The sequence below is a fragment of the Yoonia sp. genome, from assembly GCF_046292185.1.
GTDB lineage: Bacteria > Pseudomonadota > Alphaproteobacteria > Rhodobacterales > Rhodobacteraceae > Yoonia.
This window is the reverse complement of sequence record NZ_JBKBQY010000071.1, coordinates 1-17,951: the sequence shown is the minus strand read 5'-3', so window position 1 is coordinate 17,951 and position 17,951 is coordinate 1. Positions and strand designations below refer to the sequence as shown.

At 60.3% G+C, this 17,951-nt stretch carries 16 protein-coding genes; 6 read left to right on the top strand and 10 right to left on the bottom strand.

Going from position 1 to position 17,951, the window contains the following annotated elements; all coding sequences use genetic code 11:
• Positions 1-22 precede the first annotated feature (22 nt).
• From ACK4TM_RS12835 to ACK4TM_RS12800, 8 genes are all read right to left on the bottom strand, one after another.
• On the bottom strand, positions 23-1,210 hold the full coding sequence (locus tag ACK4TM_RS12835; protein ID WP_409701915.1) for a tyrosine-type recombinase/integrase: 1,188 nt from the start codon (positions 1,208-1,210) through the stop codon (positions 23-25).
• Between the two features lie 224 nt (positions 1,211-1,434).
• Positions 1,435-2,580, bottom strand: coding sequence for an iron-containing alcohol dehydrogenase (locus ACK4TM_RS12830; protein WP_409701914.1), 1,146 nt, complete (start codon positions 2,578-2,580; stop codon positions 1,435-1,437).
• A 3-nt stretch (positions 2,581-2,583) separates the two neighbouring features.
• Positions 2,584-3,963, bottom strand: a complete 1,380-nt coding sequence (locus tag ACK4TM_RS12825) for an aldehyde dehydrogenase family protein (RefSeq protein ID WP_409701913.1) — start codon at positions 3,961-3,963, stop codon at positions 2,584-2,586.
• A gap of 29 nt (positions 3,964-3,992) precedes the next feature.
• Positions 3,993-5,360 carry a glutamine synthetase family protein gene (locus tag ACK4TM_RS12820; protein ID WP_409701912.1) on the bottom strand — a complete coding sequence of 456 codons (1,368 nt, stop codon included), beginning with the start codon at positions 5,358-5,360 and terminating at the stop codon, positions 3,993-3,995.
• A 64-nt stretch (positions 5,361-5,424) separates the two neighbouring features.
• Positions 5,425-6,462 (bottom strand): TRAP transporter substrate-binding protein, encoded by a 1,038-nt coding sequence (locus ACK4TM_RS12815; RefSeq protein WP_409701911.1) that lies wholly within the window; start codon positions 6,460-6,462, stop codon positions 5,425-5,427.
• A 58-nt stretch (positions 6,463-6,520) separates the two neighbouring features.
• The gene (locus ACK4TM_RS12810; protein WP_409701910.1) at positions 6,521-7,846 is read right to left on the bottom strand and encodes a TRAP transporter large permease subunit; all 1,326 of its coding nucleotides are present in this window, start codon (positions 7,844-7,846) and stop codon (positions 6,521-6,523) included.
• Positions 7,836-8,366 (bottom strand): TRAP transporter small permease subunit, encoded by a 531-nt coding sequence (locus tag ACK4TM_RS12805; RefSeq protein ID WP_409701909.1) that lies wholly within the window; start codon positions 8,364-8,366, stop codon positions 7,836-7,838. Before ACK4TM_RS12805 ends, ACK4TM_RS12810 begins: the two co-directional genes overlap by 11 nt.
• Positions 8,351-9,151 (bottom strand): N-formylglutamate amidohydrolase, encoded by an 801-nt coding sequence (locus ACK4TM_RS12800; protein ID WP_409701908.1) that lies wholly within the window; start codon positions 9,149-9,151, stop codon positions 8,351-8,353. The genes ACK4TM_RS12805 and ACK4TM_RS12800 overlap by 16 nt, the downstream gene beginning before the upstream one ends.
• A gap of 151 nt (positions 9,152-9,302) precedes the next feature.
• Here ACK4TM_RS12800 and ACK4TM_RS12795 point away from each other — a divergent pair, with 151 nt between their 5' ends.
• The 6 genes from ACK4TM_RS12795 (at position 9,303) to ACK4TM_RS12770 (ending at position 15,193) form a co-directional block, all read left to right on the top strand.
• Complete coding sequence (locus ACK4TM_RS12795; protein WP_409701907.1) at positions 9,303-10,172, top strand: MurR/RpiR family transcriptional regulator; 870 nt, start codon at positions 9,303-9,305, stop codon at positions 10,170-10,172.
• A gap of 92 nt (positions 10,173-10,264) precedes the next feature.
• On the top strand, positions 10,265-11,368 hold the full coding sequence (locus tag ACK4TM_RS12790) for an ABC transporter substrate-binding protein (RefSeq protein WP_409701906.1): 1,104 nt from the start codon (positions 10,265-10,267) through the stop codon (positions 11,366-11,368).
• Positions 11,369-11,440: 72 nt separating this feature from the next.
• Positions 11,441-12,313 (top strand): ABC transporter permease, encoded by an 873-nt coding sequence (locus ACK4TM_RS12785; RefSeq protein WP_409701905.1) that lies wholly within the window; start codon positions 11,441-11,443, stop codon positions 12,311-12,313.
• Between the two features lie 89 nt (positions 12,314-12,402).
• Positions 12,403-13,161, top strand: coding sequence for an ABC transporter permease (locus tag ACK4TM_RS12780; protein WP_409701916.1), 759 nt, complete (start codon positions 12,403-12,405; stop codon positions 13,159-13,161).
• A complete protein-coding gene (locus ACK4TM_RS12775; RefSeq protein WP_409701904.1) occupies positions 13,161-14,270 on the top strand; it encodes an ABC transporter ATP-binding protein in 1,110 nt (369 codons plus the stop codon). Before ACK4TM_RS12780 ends, ACK4TM_RS12775 begins: the two co-directional genes overlap by 1 nt.
• Positions 14,267-15,193, top strand: coding sequence for a CehA/McbA family metallohydrolase (locus ACK4TM_RS12770; RefSeq protein WP_409701903.1), 927 nt, complete (start codon positions 14,267-14,269; stop codon positions 15,191-15,193). The genes ACK4TM_RS12775 and ACK4TM_RS12770 overlap by 4 nt, the downstream gene beginning before the upstream one ends.
• 18 nt (positions 15,194-15,211) lie before the next feature.
• Here the strand turns inward: ACK4TM_RS12770 and ACK4TM_RS12765 are convergent, their stop codons facing one another.
• Positions 15,212-16,750, bottom strand: coding sequence for a peptidoglycan -binding protein (locus tag ACK4TM_RS12765; RefSeq protein WP_409701902.1), 1,539 nt, complete (start codon positions 16,748-16,750; stop codon positions 15,212-15,214).
• A gap of 3 nt (positions 16,751-16,753) precedes the next feature.
• Positions 16,754-17,824, bottom strand: coding sequence for a biopolymer transporter ExbB (locus ACK4TM_RS12760; RefSeq protein WP_409701901.1), 1,071 nt, complete (start codon positions 17,822-17,824; stop codon positions 16,754-16,756).
• Positions 17,825-17,951 lie beyond the last annotated feature (127 nt).

Here is a 17,951-nt window from a genome sequence, read left to right as displayed (position 1 = left end):
AAACAGGATTAAAGAAAACCCCTTATGCAAGCTTCACCACCTGCCCAGCGTTCTGGCCCGTGACGAGTTGCGCCCAACGCTCCATCAGCACCCGCCTTTGCTCAAGATAATCTGTGCGACGATAGGCAAGCTGTACTGATGTCCCGGCAGTATGCTGCAACACTGTTTCTGCAACTTCATGCGGTGCATCAGTCGCCTCGGCCATCCATGTGCGCAGGCTTGACCGAAAGCCGTGGGGGCGATCAGTCATATCCCGGCGTTCCATCAATCTGGCCATCGTGGCGTCACTGATGACGCCCTTGCGCTTTGATGGGAAAAGATAACCGCCCCGTTCGTGAGGTTTCGCCAGTTCGATCACTGTCAACGCCTCAGAAGACAGAGGCACTCGAAAATCCTGCGTCTTGCCCTTGCGGCCTTTTATGACCTCACCCGGCACAGTCCAGACATTGCCGTCAATCTGGTCCAGATGCATGAAGCGCACCGGGCTTGAGCGAAGGCCAGTCAGGATCAGAAGCCTTAAGGCAAGATGGGTGACCGTTGGTTCCTCAAGCGTCTTGTAAAATGCTGGCACCTCCTGCCACGCCATTGCAGGAATATTCTTAGGCACGTGACGAGTCCTGCCCAGCAGCGCCTTTGCTTTCTCCGTCGCCTGCAAATCCACATCCAAGCCCAGCGCCGCTGCATGGCGCATGACAATGCCCAGGCGGTTCATAGCTTTCCGTGCGGTATCCGCCTTGGTGTGCCAGATGGGGGCTAGCGTGTTCTTGATGTCCTGCTGATCCAGTTCTTCGACCGGCATCTTTCCCAGCTTTGGCAGCACGTGAAGTTTGAGTGGCGAGAACCACCGGCCCGCCTTGCCGTCACCTTTCAATTCGGCCTTCCGGCTTTCAAATGCATCGGCAGCGATATTGGCTAGCGTGTTCTCTGGCTTTGCAGCTTCCCGTTTTAGATGCTCTCGTTCCTTGATCGGATCCTTGCCGTCACGAACCATTGCCCGCCACTTCTCGGCAGACCGCCGGGCTTCTTTCAAAGAAACGTCCTCAAGCTTCCCCAAGCCCATCTCACGCCGCCTACCATTGACGGTCACCCGCAAAAACCACTGTGAGCCGCCGTCCTCCCGCTTGTGCAGCCACAATCCGCCACCGTCAGAGTACTTGCCAGGACCACTCGCCTTGATCTCGACCACACTTAGCTTGTTCAATGCCACCATTTTCAACCCACCTCTCAATCCACCCCTATTTATAGTATGGTATGGGTCCAATTGATACCCCTTGAGAATACCAAACGACTGAAAACATTAAGAAGTAGTAAACGGCGGGACCGCCTGAGAACACATGATATGGGTGTTCAATGCCTCTCCTGGGCACCAAATATCCCCGATCATGAAATTGCGTACCCGATGCGGGGCACAGCGGAACCGCGCCCCTTGTAGGTTTACATACAGGCGTCAAACAGCGCGCGGGTGTTGTCGCGGGTCATTTCCACCGGATTGCCGCCGCAGGACGGGTCAAGCAGTGCCATTTCGGTCAATTCATCCAGCCTTGATGTCTCCACGCCCAGCGCTGTCAGGTTGGCGGGGATCGACAGCGATGCCCGCAGGTCCATCACATGCGCATAAAACCCGTCAAAGCCGCCCGCGATGCCCAGATATGCGGCGGCGCGGGTGATCCTGTCCTCGATCGCCGCACGATTGAAATCCAGCACCATTGGCATGACCACGGCGTTCGTCGTGCCATGGTGCGTGTTGTAGACGGCACCGATGGGGTGGCTCAGGCTGTGGATCGCGCCCAGCCCTTTCTGGAATGCCACAGCCCCCATCGCCGCCGCTGACATCATATTGGCGCGCGCTTCCAGATCATCGGGCGTGGCATAGGCGCGGGGCAGGTTTTCGATGACCAGCCGCATGCCTTCCAGCGCAATCCCTTGGCTCATCGGATGGTAATGCGGGCTGCAATAGGCCTCTAGACAATGGGCGAGCGCGTCCATGCCGGTACCTGCGGTAATAAAGGCAGGCATGCCGACGGTCAGCGCCGGATCACAGAGCGTGACGACAGGCATCAGCTTGGGGTGAAAGATGATCTTTTTGCGGTGCGTGACGCTGTCGGTCAAGACGCCGGCGCGCCCAACCTCTGACCCCGTACCGGCGGTTGTGGGCACCGCGATGATGGGCGCGATTGTGTCGGGATTGGCGCGGGTCCACCAGTCGCCGATATCTTCCAGATCCCAGACGGTGACTGGCTGGTCCACCATCAGCGCTATCATCTTGCCCAGATCCAGCGCCGACCCACCGCCAAAGGCGACAACGCCGTCATGGCCGCCCGCGCGATAGATGGTTAGACCGGCCTGCATATTCGCCTCTGTCGGGTTGGCATCGACTTCGGAAAAGACTGCGCGACCCAGACCGGCGGCGTCTAGCAAATCCAGCGCCTGCGCCGTGATCGGCAGACTGACCAGCGCCTTATCCGTGACAAGCAGGGGCCGAGTGATGCCAGCGCCTTCGCACAGGTCAGGCAGTTCCGCGATCCGACCCGCCCCGAACTTGATCGTGGTCGGATAGCTCCAATTGGCAGTGAATGTCATGTCTCAGGCCTTTTTCAGGTGGTATGATTTGGCACGGGTCAGCGCCAGATAGCCCAGCGCGGACAGCGCAGCACCGCGACCAGTATCCTTGCAGCCGGTCCAGCACAGGGCAGGGTCCAGATAATCGCAGCGGTTCATCAGCACCGTGCCGGTCTGGATTTGGCCGCCGATACTGCGGGCGGCCTTTGCGTCACGCGTCCAGATCGAAGCTGTCAGGCCATAGGCGCAATCGTTCATCAGGCGGATCGCCTCGGCGTCGTCCTTGACGGACATGATGCCGACGACGGGGCCGAAACTTTCCTCGCGCATCACGCGCATGTCGTGGGTGACATGGGTCAGGATTTGCGGTGCGAGATAGGCGCCGCCGTCATCGGCGGAAAATTCGGATGGGTCGATCAGCGCATGCGCGCCCTGCGCCACAGCCTCTGCCACCTGATCACGGACGATGGCGGCAAAGCGTTTATGCGCCATCGGACCCATCGTCGTGTCCTGTTCCAGCGGATTGCCAAGGCGCTGGGCGCGCGCCCAAGTGACCGCCTCTTCGACAAAGGCGCCATACAGGCTTTCATGCACGTAAATCCGTTCGATCCCGCAGCAACATTGCCCGGAATTGAACATCGCGCCATCCATCAATCCATCCACCGCGGCCTCCAGATCGGCGTCGGCACGGACATAGCCGGGGTCTTTGCCGCCAAGCTCCAGCCCCGTGCCGCTGAAGGTGCCAGCGGCGGCCTTTTCAATCGCGCGGCCACCACCGACAGAGCCGGTGAAGTTGATGAAATCAAACGCGCGATCCCCAATCAGCGACTCGGTCGTGGCATGGTCCAGCACGACATTCTGGAACACGTCCTGCGGAACACCGCCTGCATGGAACGCCTGCGCGAGACGTTCGCCCGCCAGCAAGGTCTGGCTGGCGTGTTTCAGCACCACCGCATTGCCCGCGATCAGGGCGGGTACGATGGTATTGACGGCGGTCAGAAACGGATAGTTCCACGGTGCGATCACGAAGACCACACCCTGCGCTTCGCGCGCGATCAGGCGGGTGAAATTGTCGCTGTTCTCGACCACTTCATCGGCCAGTACATCGGATGCGATGCCCGCCATGTAATCCGCGCGTTCGCGCACGCCGCCGAATTCGCCGCCATAGCGTACGGGACGGCCCATCTGCCATGCCAGTTCCGGCACGATCTCGGCGGCCATCCCTTCCAATGCAACGATCCCCGCCAGCACTGTGGCGATCCGTGTCTCCAACGGTTGCGCGGCCCAATCGCCCTGCGCTTTGCGCGCGCGGGCGACTGCGGCCTGCGCATCTGCCAAAGGCAGCGCCGTGCGTTCGGCGTAAACCGACCCGTCCACGGGTGAAATCAAATTGATCGTCGTCATGAATGCTCCTGTAATCCTGTGGTCCGGGCCTAGCCCCGTTCCAGCAACCGCTGCCGTTCAAAATCGGTGACGACGCGGTCATGTTCTTCGATCTCCCACCGTGCGGCGCGAGTATAGTGTTCAACCACCGCATCCCCGAATGCCGCGCGCAGCATGGCAGAGCCTTCCAGCAGATCGGCAGATTCGCGCAAGGTTTTCGGTATCTCGCGCGCGTTCGCATTGCTGTAGCTGTCACCCTGCATTTCGGGTTCCAGTTCCATCGCACCCTCGATCCCTGCCAACCCTGCGGCCAGCAAGGCGGCGCAAGCCAGATAAGGGTTCAAGTCCGCCCCGCCGATCCGGCATTCCACGCGCACGGCCTTCGTCCCGTCGCCGCAGACCCGGAAACCGGCGGTGCGGTTGTCTAGCGACCAGACTGCTTTCGTCGGGGCGAACATGCCGATGCAGAACCGTTTGTAGCTGTTCACATAAGGGGCCAGCAGCGCCGTAATCTCGCGCGCGTGGGCAAGCTGGCCCGCCATATATTGCCGCATCAGGGCGGACATGCCGTATTCTGAATCCTTGTCCATGAAGGCGGGCGCGCCGTCCCGCGTCCACAGTGATTGATGCACATGGCTGGATGATCCCGCGCGGCGGTGGTCGTATTTCGCCATGAAGGTCACGGATTTGCCCAAGCCATGCGCGATTTCCTTGGTCGCCTGTTTGGTGATGACATGGAAATCGGCTGTCGTGACCATTTCGTCATAGCGGATATTGATCTCGGCCTGACCAGCCTCAGCCTCGCCCTTGGAATTTTCGACCGGGATACCCGCACCGTAAAGCCCGTTGCGCAAGGCGCGCATCAGCGGTTCTTCCTTGGTGGTCTGGAACAGGTGGTAATCCTCGTTATAAGACGAAATCGGGGTCAGCTTGTCGGTGCCGCCGTCGCGCAGCGCGTCATAGCTTTGTTCGAATATATAGAACTCCAACTCGGTCGCGGCCATCGGCTGATAGCCCATCGCCTGCGCACGGGCGACCTGGCGTTTCAGGATCGCGCGGGGGGATACGGCGATTTCTTCATGGGTGTGATGATCCAGCAGATCACACAGCACGAGTGCGGTGGCGGGCAACCACGGCACGCGGCGCAACGTGGCAAGGTCCGGTTTCATGACGTAATCGCCGTAACCCTTCGCCCAGGACGTCGAGGCATAACCGGCCACCGTCACCATCTCCATGTCGGTTGCCAGCAGGTAGTTGCAGCAATGCGTTTCATGATAGCCCGAATCCAGAAAATGCGCCGCATGGAACCGTTTGCCGACCAGACGGCCCTGCATATCGGGGGCAGCGACCAGCACGGTGTCGATCTCGCCCGCGTCAAAGGCTGTGCGCAAGTCTTCCAAAGTCATCAGTCCCGGCATGATCATCGCCCCTTTATTCTTTGCGTCGGTCAGGTGATGGGGGACATGCCCCCATCCGTGGTCATTACGAATAACGATAGGGGCGTCCGGCCTGATCCATCGCGGCATTGTAGTTGCGGAAGACGTCGACGACGCGCGCTTTGGTTTCGGATTCCGCCGCGATCTCTTCCCAGAAATCACGTGCCGCGGCTTCGACCGTGCCCCATTCGGCGTCGGGGATCGAGGTCAGTTCCAGCTTGTCGCCTTCGGTCCGCAAACGTGCCTCGCCCGCCCAATACCAATGCTGGCGATAGTAGTGCGATTGTTCAAAGCAGGTGGTCATCAGCACTTGCAGATGTTCGGGCAATTCGTTCCAGCGATCCATGTTGGAAAAGAAATGCCCGATCCATGCGCCGGAAATGTTGTTCGTCAGGAAATGGCTGCAAATATCGGCCCAGCCGACCTCATATGCTTCGGTAATGCCACACCACGCCACCCCGTCGATTTCGCCGGTTTGTAGCGCGATTTCTACGTCTTCCCAAGGCACAGTCACCGGCACGACGCCGAATTGCGACAGGAACCGCCCGGCGGTGGGGAAGGTGAACACCCGCTTGCCTTCCATATCCGCCAGCGATGTGATGGGTGATGAGGTGATGAAATGGCACGGATCCCATGACCCGGCAGAGATATGTTTCACCCCGACATTGGCATATTCTTCGCCCCAGATTTCATTCAGGCCCCAGTCGTTGAACAAGGCAGGCACGTCGAGGCTGTAGCGGCTGGCAAAGGGGAAATAGCCGCCAAACACGGTAACTTCGGTGGGCGATGCCATGCTGTCGTCATCCGATTGTACCGCGTCGATGGTGCCGCGCTGCATGGCCTGAAACAGCTCTTCTGTCGGGACCAATTGGTCGGCATAGAAGAGATCAATCTGCATTTCATCGCCAGCGATGGCATTGAACATGTCGATGGCGGGTTTGGCCACCTGCGCGCCCAGCGATGCCCCGGCATAGGTTTGCAGCCGCCAGCGGATCGTCGATTGCGCGTGAACGGCAGGGGCCGCCAACGTCGCGGCACCGCCAAGGGCGCCTGTGGTCAGGAACTTGCGTCTTGTCGTTGTCATAATCTTTCCTTCCGGTTGGGTTGAAAATCAGGCGGGTTGGCCCGCTCTTGGTCGTAATTCAGGGAAACAATACGCCAGGTAGCCAAAGCGCGATCTGGGGAAAGACCATCACAAGGGCCAAGCCTATGATCATCACGCCCACAAACGGGATGATGGACCGATAAATTTCACCCAAAGTCACCTCATTCGGGGCCATGGCGCGCATCAGAAACAGGTTATAGCCAAAAGGCGGCGTCATATAGGCGATCTGGCAGGTGATCGTATACAGCACGCCATACCAGATCAGATTGAATTCCAGCATCTGCACGATCGGCACATACAGGGGTGCGACGATCACCAGCATCGCGGTGTCATCCAGAAACATCCCCATCAGCAGGAAAGACACCTGCATCAGGATCAGGATTTCCCAGCGGCCAAGACCCAGATTGTCCATGAACAGCTGACGCACGAAATCCACTGCACGCAGCCCGTCGAAGACCGCACCAAAGGCAAGCGCGGCAAGGATGATCCACAGGAACATGCACGAAATCGCCAGCGTTTTCTTGGTGCAGGTTTCCAAGATCGCCCAGGTCATCCGCCCTTTGGCGACGCTGACGATCAGGGCGGCGATGGCACCGACCACAGCGCTTTCGACCAGGCGGGTGTAACCGAGCAGGAACGGCACCATCATCACCGCAAAAATGCCCAAGGGCATCAGTCCCGCCAAGAGCAGCATGTATTTTTCGCGCTTCGTGACCTTGGCCAGTTCATCCGGATCAATCACCGGGCCGAGCGCGGGATTCATCCGGCAGCGCAACCAAATATAGATGATGAACAACACCGCCAGCATCAGCCCCGGCAACAGCCCCGCCGCCCAAAGATGTGTCACCGGCTGGCGCGCGATCATGGCATAAAGCACCAGCACGACCGATGGCGGCACCAGAATACCAAGGCTCGACCCCGCCTGAATGACGCCTGTCACCATCAGCTTGTCATAATTCCGCTTCAGCAATTCGGGCAGCGCGATGGTCGCGCCGATCGCCATGCCCGCGACGCTCAGCCCGTTCATCGCGGAAATCAGCACCATCAGCAGGATCGTCCCGATAGCAAGGCCACCGGGGACCGGGCCGAACCAGACATGGAACATCCGGTAAAGATCATCCGCCAGTCTGCTTTCCGACAGCACATAGCCCATGAAAATGAACATCGGCAGCGTCATCAGCGGAAACCAGTTCATCAGCTTGATGGTCTGGGCAAACGCCAGATCATGCCCGCCGCGATCCCCCCACAGCCAGATCGCTGCCACTACGGCGACAAAGCCGATGACCCCGAACATCCGCTGCCCGGTCAGCATCACGGCCAGCATTGACCCAAACATCAATGCGGCGATCATTTCATAGGGCATTGGTATCACGCTCCGCGATTTTGATGCCCCGCAAGGTGGCGATATCCCGGATCAGAAAGGCGCTGCACTGCAGGATCATCAGCACGATCCCGAAACACATGACGATCTTGATCGGCGCCATGTATGGCCGCCACAGCCCGCGCCGCCGTTCGCCGTATTCCAACGCGAATTGCGTGCTTTCGATGCCGCCCCACAGCAGGACGCCAAGATAGATCAGCAGCGTGAAAATGGTGATGCAATCCACCGCCGCCTTGGTCCGGTCCGACCAGCGGGAATAAAGCAAATCCATCCGCACGGCGGACCCCATCTGCAGCGCATAGGCCCCGCCCAGCATGAAATAGCCCAGCAGTAAAAACTGCGCCATTTCATCGGTCCAGATCTGCGGCGAAAACCCTGCGCGTGCAACCGCCCCCCATGCCAGCACGCCCATCAGGGCGAACAAGCTCCACATCGCGAGCCGTCCGACGCGGTAGTTCACTGCTTCGACGAAATGCAGATAGGCCATCACAGGGCGGGGCATGGCACCTCCGCGACACTTTCGATGGCGTGGGAAAGCACAGGGGCGAGCCGTTGCGCCAGCGCTGCCTGCGCCTGAGGCGTGCTGATCAGATCATTGCGCAGTTCTAGCATCGCATTATCCAGCCCGTAAGGCAGCGCATGCAGGCGCAGGGTATGCGTCACATGATCCGCTGCGGAATAGGGGGCGTTCAATTCCGTCTTCAGCCCCAGATCGGCCGAGTCCGCGACGATCCTCTGCGCCAGCGCGGGCAGATCGTCATGGATCACGCCAAATTCCACCGTGCGTGGCAGGCCGTGCCATGTCGGCGAAAAGGAATGCACCGTCAGTACCACCGGCCGCCGTCCCAAGGTCAGCGCACGCGCAATCCGCGCACGGACAAGGTTGTGAAACGGCAGATAAAGGCGCTCCATCCGCGCCAGCCGTTCCGCCACGCCCAGCGCGTCATTCAATGCGATATGATGCATTTCCGATCGCGTGGGGCAGGCGTCAGGCCGGTCAGGGCTCCGGTTCAGGTCATAGATCAGCCGCGACAGTGGCGCATGGACCAGTTCAGCCCCGCCGTGCCGCGCGGCCAGCAAAGGCCCCAGCGCCTGCGCCAGCCCCAGCGCGCCGGGGTCACTGGCTGCATGCGATGCCAGCAGGTCGGTATCGCTGATCTCCCAGGGGGCGACCGCATGGTTGGAGGCATGTTCGCAAATCAGGATCACGCCGGGCGCTGCATCGCCTGTCATGTCCCACGACACCACAGACCCTGCCCATTTTACCGATCCCTCTTGCGGTGTCATTGCCGCCCTTCCCGAGGCTGAATTGCGCGTTCGAGGAAGGCTGCACCACATCGCAATTTTGTGTCAACTGTATTTCTGTTCTTTCTTTTCTGTAATATATGTTTCAGATTTACGGGGTGATTTCTGATGCCCCATGCAAAGACCTGCCGCCATGACCCAGTTTCAAACGCTCGAAGACCGCCTGCGCGCCGCGATGCCGGGGATGACGCGCGCTGAACGGCAATTGGCCAGCCATATGCTGGGGAATTTCCCCCTGTCAGTTCTTGGATCTGTGGCCGAGATCGCGCAGGATGCGGGCGTATCGGCACCCACGGTCGTGCGCTTCGTGCGCAAGATCGGATTTTCCGGCTATCCCGAATTCCGCGCGCAATTGCATGAAGAGATGGGCGAACGGCTCGCCTCGCCCATCGCCAAGCATGAAAAATGGGCGGATATGTCAGAAATTGATCATCCGCTGAACCGCTTTGCACTGCGCGTGATCGAGAATCTGAACCAAACGCTCAGCCAGCAGGATTTGCGCGCCTTTGACGCGGTGCGTGACCTGCTGGCAGATAAATCGCGGGCTGTCTACCTGATCGGCGGGCGGCTGACGCGGTCTATTGCGGAATATTTCACCACCGCCCTGCACGTCATGCGGTCCGATGTGACGCTTCTGTCCAGCCTGCCGAATACATGGCCACCGGCCTTGCTGGATATGGTGCAGGGCGATGTGTTGGTCGTGTTCGATATCCGTAGATATGAACCATCCATGCAGCAATTCGCCGAACTTGCCCGCGCGCAAGGGGTTGAGGTGGTCCTGCTGACAGACCGCTGGGTATCGCCCACGGCAGGGGTGGCGCAGCATATCCTGACCTCGCAGATCGAAGTGCCATCCGCATGGGATACCATCGTCCCGCTGGTCGCCTTGGTCGAGGCGCTGCTGTCGGCCATTCAGGACGCCAATTGGCAGGATACCCGCGAAAGGATGGAACGGATGGAACGGTTTTACGAAGATATGTTGCTGTTCAAAAGGATGCGCTAGCCGCGGCCATCACAAATTTGTTGCATTGCGTGATTAACGACAGCAACGTGCTGTTCAATATCACAGCAATCATTTTAGCAACGGAGACTTCGATGAAGTTCATGACATTGCTGACCGGTTCGGTCAGCGTCGCGGCAATTCTGTCCGCAAGCCTCGCTTCTGCCCAATCGATGGAAGAAATCATCGAAGGCGCGCGCGCCGAAGGGATGCTGACCACCATCGCGTTGCCCCATGACTGGTGCAACTATGGCGGCATCATCGCGTCCTTCAAGGAAAAGTATCCCTTTCTCGAAGTGAACGAACTGAACCCCGATGCAGGTTCTGCTGACGAGCTGGAAGCGATCCGTGCCAATGTGGGCAACACCGGTCCGCAAGCACCCGACGTGATCGATGTAGGTCTGTCCTTCGGCCCCGCCGCCGCAGAAGAAGGCCTGATCCAGCCCTATCAGGTGTCTACCTGGGATCAGATCCCAGAAGCGATCAAAGACCCGGACGGCATGTGGTATGGTGCCTATTACGGCGTCATGGCGCTGGGCGTGAACACCGATATCATCGACACACTGCCCACCGATTGGGAAGACCTGCTGCGCCCTGAATATGCCAATGCTGTCGCCCTGACCGGCGATCCGCGCGCATCCAATCAGGCGATCCTTGCGATCCTGTCTGCCGGTATGGCGCGCGGTGGCGAGCCCGGCACGGAATCGGGCGAACTCGGCCTGGAATTCTTTGCCGAACTGAACGCTGCCGGGAACTTTGTGCCTGTGACCGCTGCATCGGGCACTATCGCGCAAGGCCAGACGCCCATCGTTGCGGCTTGGGATTACAATCTGCTGGCATGGCGCGACAGCCTTGACGGCAACCCGCCGATTGAAGTCATCATTCCAGCCGGCGCATCGTTGGCCGGGGTTTACGTGCAGGCGATCTCCGCCCATGCGCCGCACCCGAATGCCGCGAAACTGTGGATGGAACATATCTTCTCTGACGAAGGACAGCTTGGCTATCTGGAAGGCTATTGTTCCGTCGCCCGTCAGGTCCCGATGAACGAGGCCGGTACGATCCCGCAAGACCTGCTGGACCGTTTGCCCGATCAGGAACCTTACGGCCGTGCCGTGTTCCCGACTGTCGAACAGCAGGGTGAAAACCGTGACGTCGTGACATCCCAGTGGGACGCCGTGGTCGGGGCTGCAGTGCAATAAGCACAGCGTTATCGCATGCCCCGGATCAGGTATCCGGGGCATGGTTTTGACAAGTTGCCAAAGGGACAGGTCATGCCCACCGCACGCGGCGCATATATTTCACGGACCGCCGCCAACTGGGTCGGCGTCATTCCCTTTCTGGCCTTCACGGCAATTTTCCTGTTGCTGCCCACTGTGAACATCGTGCTGGGCGCGTTCCGTGGCCCCGACGGCGGGTTTACATTGGCGACAATGGCCAAATTGTTCGAGCCGCGGCTGATGAACAGTTTCTGGCTGTCGATCCGCGTCAGCTTTTTCTCGGCGGCACTTGGCGCGGGCCTTGGCTTTCTGGTCGCCGCTTCGGTCATTCACGGCGGCTTGCCCGCTTGGGTTCGCGCACCGATGGTCACATTTTCCGGTGTCGCCGCCAATTTCGCCGGTGTGCCGCTGGCCTTTGCCTTTATTGCCACATTGGGGCGGCTGGGGCTGGTCACGGTGCTGCTGCGCGATTGGTTCGGGGTGAATATCTACGCCTCGGGCTTTAATCTGATCAGCTTTTGGGGGCTGGTCTTCGTCTACCTTTATTTCCAGATGTCGCTGATGATCCTGATCATCACCCCCGCATTGGAAGGGCTGAAACGCGAATGGAGCGAGGCCGCCCAAAGCCTTGGCGCCAGCAGCGTGCAATATTGGCGCATGGTCGCCATCCCGGTGTTGCTGCCGTCGCTGTTGGGGACCTTCGCGCTGTTGTTCGCCAATTCCTTTGGCGCGATTGCCACGGCACAGGCGCTGACCGGATCATCGCAAAGCCTGATCACTGTGCAATTATTCGCGCAGATCCGGGGGGATGTGCTGCAGGACCCGAACCTTGGCTATGCCATTGCATTCGGTATGATCGTCATCACGGCTGTTGCCAATGCGATCTATATCGTGCTGCGCACAAGGGCAGAGAAATGGCAGAAATGACAGATCAGGCCGCGCTCAACACATTGACCAGCACCGATGCGCCAAGAGCAAGAACAAGGCGCAGCGTCGGATCAGTATTTTCCTGGGTCATGTTTACCTTCGGGGTGCTTTACTTTGCCCTTCCGCTGATCGGCATGTTCGAATTTTCGCTGCGCAAACGGCGCGGCACCTATAGTTTCGACGCCTATACCACCGTGCTGCAAGACCCGCAGTTTCAGGCGACATTCACCTATTCCGTCGTGATGTCGCTGGTCACTATCGCGCTGGGCCTTGCGCTGGTGCTGCCTGCGGCGATCTGGGTCCGCATCCGGCTGCCGAAGATGCGCCCTGTGATCGAATTCATCACCCTGCTGCCGCTGGTCATCCCGGTGATCGTCATCGCCTTTGGCTATCTGCGGATGTTCAACACATCGTCTTTTCTGCCGATGACAGGGTCGGCCAGCACCACCAATATCCTGCTCGCTTTTGGCTATGCCACGCTGGCGCTGCCATATATGTACCGCGCGATCGACAACGGGTTACGCACGCTGGATGTGCAGACGCTGACCGAAGCAGCGCAGATCCTTGGCGCGGGGTGGTTTACGATCATCTTCCGGATCATGCTGCCCAATGTGTTCACAGCCCTTTTGTCCGGTGCCTTTCTGACCTTTTCCATCGTGCTGGGCGAATATGTCTTTGCCGCACTGCTCGACCGTCCGGCCTTTGGCCCCTACATGATATGGACTGGTGGCAACCGCGCCTATGAACCTGCGGCGCTGGCCGTGATCGCCTTTACCATAACTTGGGGCTGCATGGGGCTGATCCAGCTTGCCGGCCGCCTGTTCCCCCACACAAGAGCGAAACGCTGATGCCCTATCTGACGATCAACAATCTGGAAAAATCCTTCGGCCCGACGCGGGTGGTCAAGGATTTCAGCCTGTCGGTGGAAAAAGGCGAATTCATCTCGCTTCTGGGGCCGTCGGGCTGTGGCAAGACCACGGTGTTGCGGATCGTGGCAGGGTTTGAAGACCCGTCCGCCGGGTCGATCCAGATTGACGGGCGCGACATGACCAGCCTGCGCCCCAACCAACGCAATATCGGCATGGTGTTTCAGGCCTATGCCCTGTTCCCCAACCTGACCGTGGCGCAAAACGTGGGTTTCGGCCTAAAGATCGCAGGAATGCGCCGGGCCGAGGCGGCGGAACGTGTCACCGACATGCTGCGCCTGATCGGCCTGCCCGATCTGGGCGCGCGCTATCCGTTCCAGCTGTCGGGCGGCCAGCAACAGCGGGTGGCACTGGCGCGCGCGCTTGCGCCAAAACCGCGGGTGCTTTTGCTGGATGAACCGCTTTCGGCGCTTGACGCCAAGATCCGCGTGTCCCTGCGACAGGAAATCCGCCAGATCCAGCAGCAGCTGGGCATCACAACAATTTTCGTCACCCATGATCAGGAAGAGGCGCTGTCGATGTCTGACCGCGTCGTTGTGATGAACGGCGGGATCGCGGAACAGATCGGCACGCCGTTTGACATCTACAACCGGCCCGCGACGCCATTCGTGGCAGGTTTTGTCGGCAGCCACACCGGCTTCGACGCCGAGGTGATCAACCCCGCCGCAGGCATTGTCGCCATCGACGGCGCGCAGCTCGCGCTAGGCCAGCAACTGACCGCCCCGAAAGGCGCGATCATCCGCCTTGCCCTGCGACCAGAGGCTGCACGCCTGGGCCGGGCCGAAGGACGCGAGACGATCCTGAAAGGCCGCATCGCACAGGTGCAATTCATGGGGTCGATCATCCGGCTGTCCACGATGGTCGGCGACACGGCGCTGACACTTGACACATTCAACCGCCCCGACACACCGCCGCCCCCGGTCGGCACAGAGGTTGAAATCAGCGTCGCCGCACGTGATTTCATCATTCTGGACGCGGCAGGCAACGGGGTCGCTCAGGACCAAGCTATCGCAGCAGGACACCTCGCATGACATCCGATCCTTTCGCATTGCCCGGCCGGTTCTGGCGCGGCAACCTGCATACCCATTCCACCAATTCCGACGGCGTGCTGGCACCAGAAGAGGTTTGCCGCCGCTATCAGGCCGAAGGCTATGATTTCATTGCGCTGACCGATCATTTCATCGGCTTTTTCGGCTATCCGATCAGCGACACGCTGCCCTATCGCAACGACCGTTTCACGACCATTCTGGGCGCAGAACTGCACAGCGGCGCGATGCAGAATGGCGAATTGTGGCATATCCTCGCCGTTGGCTTGCCCGCTGATTTTACACCGCCCGATGCGCCTGATTTCTCGGCCCATCCCGGACAGGAAACCGGCCCGGCCATCGCCCGGCGCGCCCGCGATGCCGGTGCTTTCGTCGCCATCGCCCATCCCGAATGGTCGCAATTGTCGCTGCAGGATGCCGACGTCATGGACGCTGCCCATGCGGTCGAAATCTACAACCACGGCTGCGTGACGGGCTGCGACCGTGGATCAGGGGTCTATGTGCTGGAACATCTGCTGAATGCGGGGCGTCGCGTCACGCTATGCGCCACGGATGACGCACATTTCAGCGAACCGGATCATTTCGGCGGCTGGGTCATGGTCCGCGCGCCCGAAAACACGCCAGAGGCATTGCTGGCGGCACTGAAGGACGGGGCGTTCTATTCATCGACCGGGCCGGACATCCAGCTTGTGACCTGGGGCGAAACCGGGGTCGAGATTGCATGCAGCGCCGCCGTGACCGCCGTGCTGCAGGGGCAGGGATCACGCACATCGGTCAAACATGGACACAGCATGTCACGGATCAGGTTGCCTTATGGGCAATTGGCATCCTCGCCCTGGCTGCGGCTGACAATCATCGACGCCGCAGGTAAGCGCGCCTGGACGAACCCGGTCTGGCGCAACACCTGATCAAGGGAAAGCCGACCCTTACCTCTCTGTCAGTTTCAACTCGATCCGGCGGTTCTGTGCCCGCGCCTCTGCCGTATTTGCCGGGTTCAGGGGTTGATATTCGCCGAAACCGTTGGCGGCCAGACGCGTGGGGGGGATGCCCAGATCCTCGGCCATGAAACGCACCACGGACAGCGCGCGCGCCTGGCTCAGTTCCCAGTTGTTTGAAAACCGCCCGCCGGGGGATACGGGGATGTCGTCGGTGTGCCCGTCCACCCGGATGATCCAGTCGATGCCGGGCGGGATGTCATCTGCGATGTCGCGCAGGATGCCCGCGATATTGGCGATCTCGGCGCGGCCTTGTGGCGACAGGTCGGCCTGCCCGACCTGAAACAACACTTCAGAAGAAAAGACGAAACGGTCGCCTTCGATCCTGATCCGGTCCTGCCCTTCCAGCACCTGCCGCAACTGGCCAAAGAAATCGGACCGGAAGCGGACCAGATCCTCGGCCTCGGCCTGCAGGCGTGCTGCTTCGGCTTCCAGCCTGATGCGTTCCGCCTCTTCCAATGCGCGACGTTGGCGTTCCTCGGACGCGACACGGGCCAGTGCAGTGTTCAACTGCGCGCCCAGCGTTTCGATCTGCACCTGTGCGTCGCGGTCGATATCTTCCGCGAGATCCAGCAGCGTTTGCAGCGTGCCGACCTGATTGCGCAAGGCAAGGATCTGTTCGTTCAGCACCGCGGTCTGCCGCTGCGCCTCGGCAGAGATTTCTTCCTGTTCGGCCAGGGTCGCGTTGGCGATGGCCAGCAGCCCGGCCTGCCGTTCCGCCTCGGTCATCGCTTCGGCGCGTTCGGCGTCCAGTTCGTCCTGTGTGGCGCGCGCGGCGGCAAGCAAGGTCAGCGCTTCTTCGGCCTCGCGCCGTTGGCGTTCGAGGTTCAGCGTCATCGCCGTCAGTTCGGCATCGGCGTTCTCCAACCGTTCGCGCAGGGCGGCGGCCGCGGCGGCATCGGTCAGCCGGGCGGCTTCCAGATCTGAAATCTGGGCGGCGCTTTCGTCGCGTTCGGTTTCCAGATCGGCGATCATGGCTTCCAGCGCTTCGCGCCGGGCGGCGGCAAGGCGGGCGGCCTCGGCGCTTTCGTCGATTTCATCGCGGGCCTGCGCAAGGGCAAGGTTCAGCGCCTCTTGCTGTGATATCAGCCTTTCCTGCCTGTCTTCCAGCCCGGCAATGGTTTGCTGTGCCGCGCGTTGGTCAGCAAGCAGGCCGGCGACCTGCGCCTCGAACCCGGTGATCTCGTCCTGTGCCTCGGCCAGGGCCTGATCCTGCGCATCGCGTTCGGCGATCAGGGCGGCGGTCCGGTCCTCTGCCAGCCCCAGCGTCGCGGCAAGGGCGGCCATTTCGCTGGACAGCGTGTCAAGTTCGCTTTCCTGCCCAAGGATCGTGTCCCGCAGGGCGAACTGGATCACCATGAAGATACTCAGCACGAACATCAGCACCAGCAGGATGCCGGTCATCGCATCGACGAAACCGGGCCATATCGCGTTTTGAAAACGGTTGGATGATCTGCGGCTCAGCGCCATGGATCAGCTCCGCTCCCGGATCAGGTTGGTCAGGGCGGCCAGATCATCGCGCAGGGCGCTGGTGGATTCCTGCCGTCCGGCAGACAATTCTTCCAGAAGCCGCAGCAACTGCACATCGATGGATCGCAGCCGCATCCGGCTTTCGGCGTCGATGCCGCCCATGCCGCTGTCGTCCAGCTTTTTCATAAGGGCGTCTTGCCCATTGGCGACGCGTTCCAGCAGGCCGGGAACTTCGCTGGTGGTGGTGGCCTGTGCCAGAATCTCGATCGCGGCAGCCAGCGAATGGAACCGCCGGTCGGTGGTTTCGCGGTCCGCGGCGGTCTGGTCCATCATCAACTGGATCGAATCCATCAACTCGCCCATTTGATCAACGACGCCGGCACCGGGGGCCGCCCCTTCGTCGCCGTCGATGCCGACGCGGGTGATGGTGGACATCCATTCTTCCAATTCGCGATAGAATCGGTTCTGCCCGTGTCCGGCGAAAAGCTCCAGCAGGCCCACGATCAGCGACCCGGCCAGCCCAAGAAGCGAGCTGGAAAATGCCGTGCCCATGCCGCCAAGCTGATCTTCCAGCCCGTCCTGCAAGCGGCTGAAGATATCGGCACCGGATTCATTATCGCCGGGGTTCAGCGACCGGATGGTTTCCACCAGCGCGGGAACAGTCGTCGCCAGACCATAGAATGTACCCAAAAGGCCAAGGAAAATCAGTACGTTTCCGATATAGCGCGTGATTTCGCGGTCTTCATCGATCCTTTGGGCGACGGAATCGAGGATCGACCGGGCGGAACTGGATGAAATCTGCGTCCGCGCCCCGCGTGATCGCAGCAATGTCGCCAGTGGCGCCAGCAAAGAGGGTGCGATGGTCAGGTTATGCCCGCTGATTTCGCGTGCAAAATCCTCGATCCAGCGGACCGAGGTCATCAGCAGGAACACCTGATTGAAGCAGGACAAGACGCCAAGGACGAAGACGGCCAGGATCACCCCGTTCAGATAAGGGTTCGACAAGAAGATCGCCCTGATCTGGTCCAGCCCCAGATAAAGCCCCACCGCAACCAGCACGATCACGGTCAACATGAACAGCAATTGCCGGATGGGCTGGGAAAACTGCGCCGATATTTTGGCTGGTCGTTTTTCTGACACGAAGGTTTATCCTGAACTGGTCGGTTTCACCGCATCCATAGCAGCATTTGCAAGGGTGCGG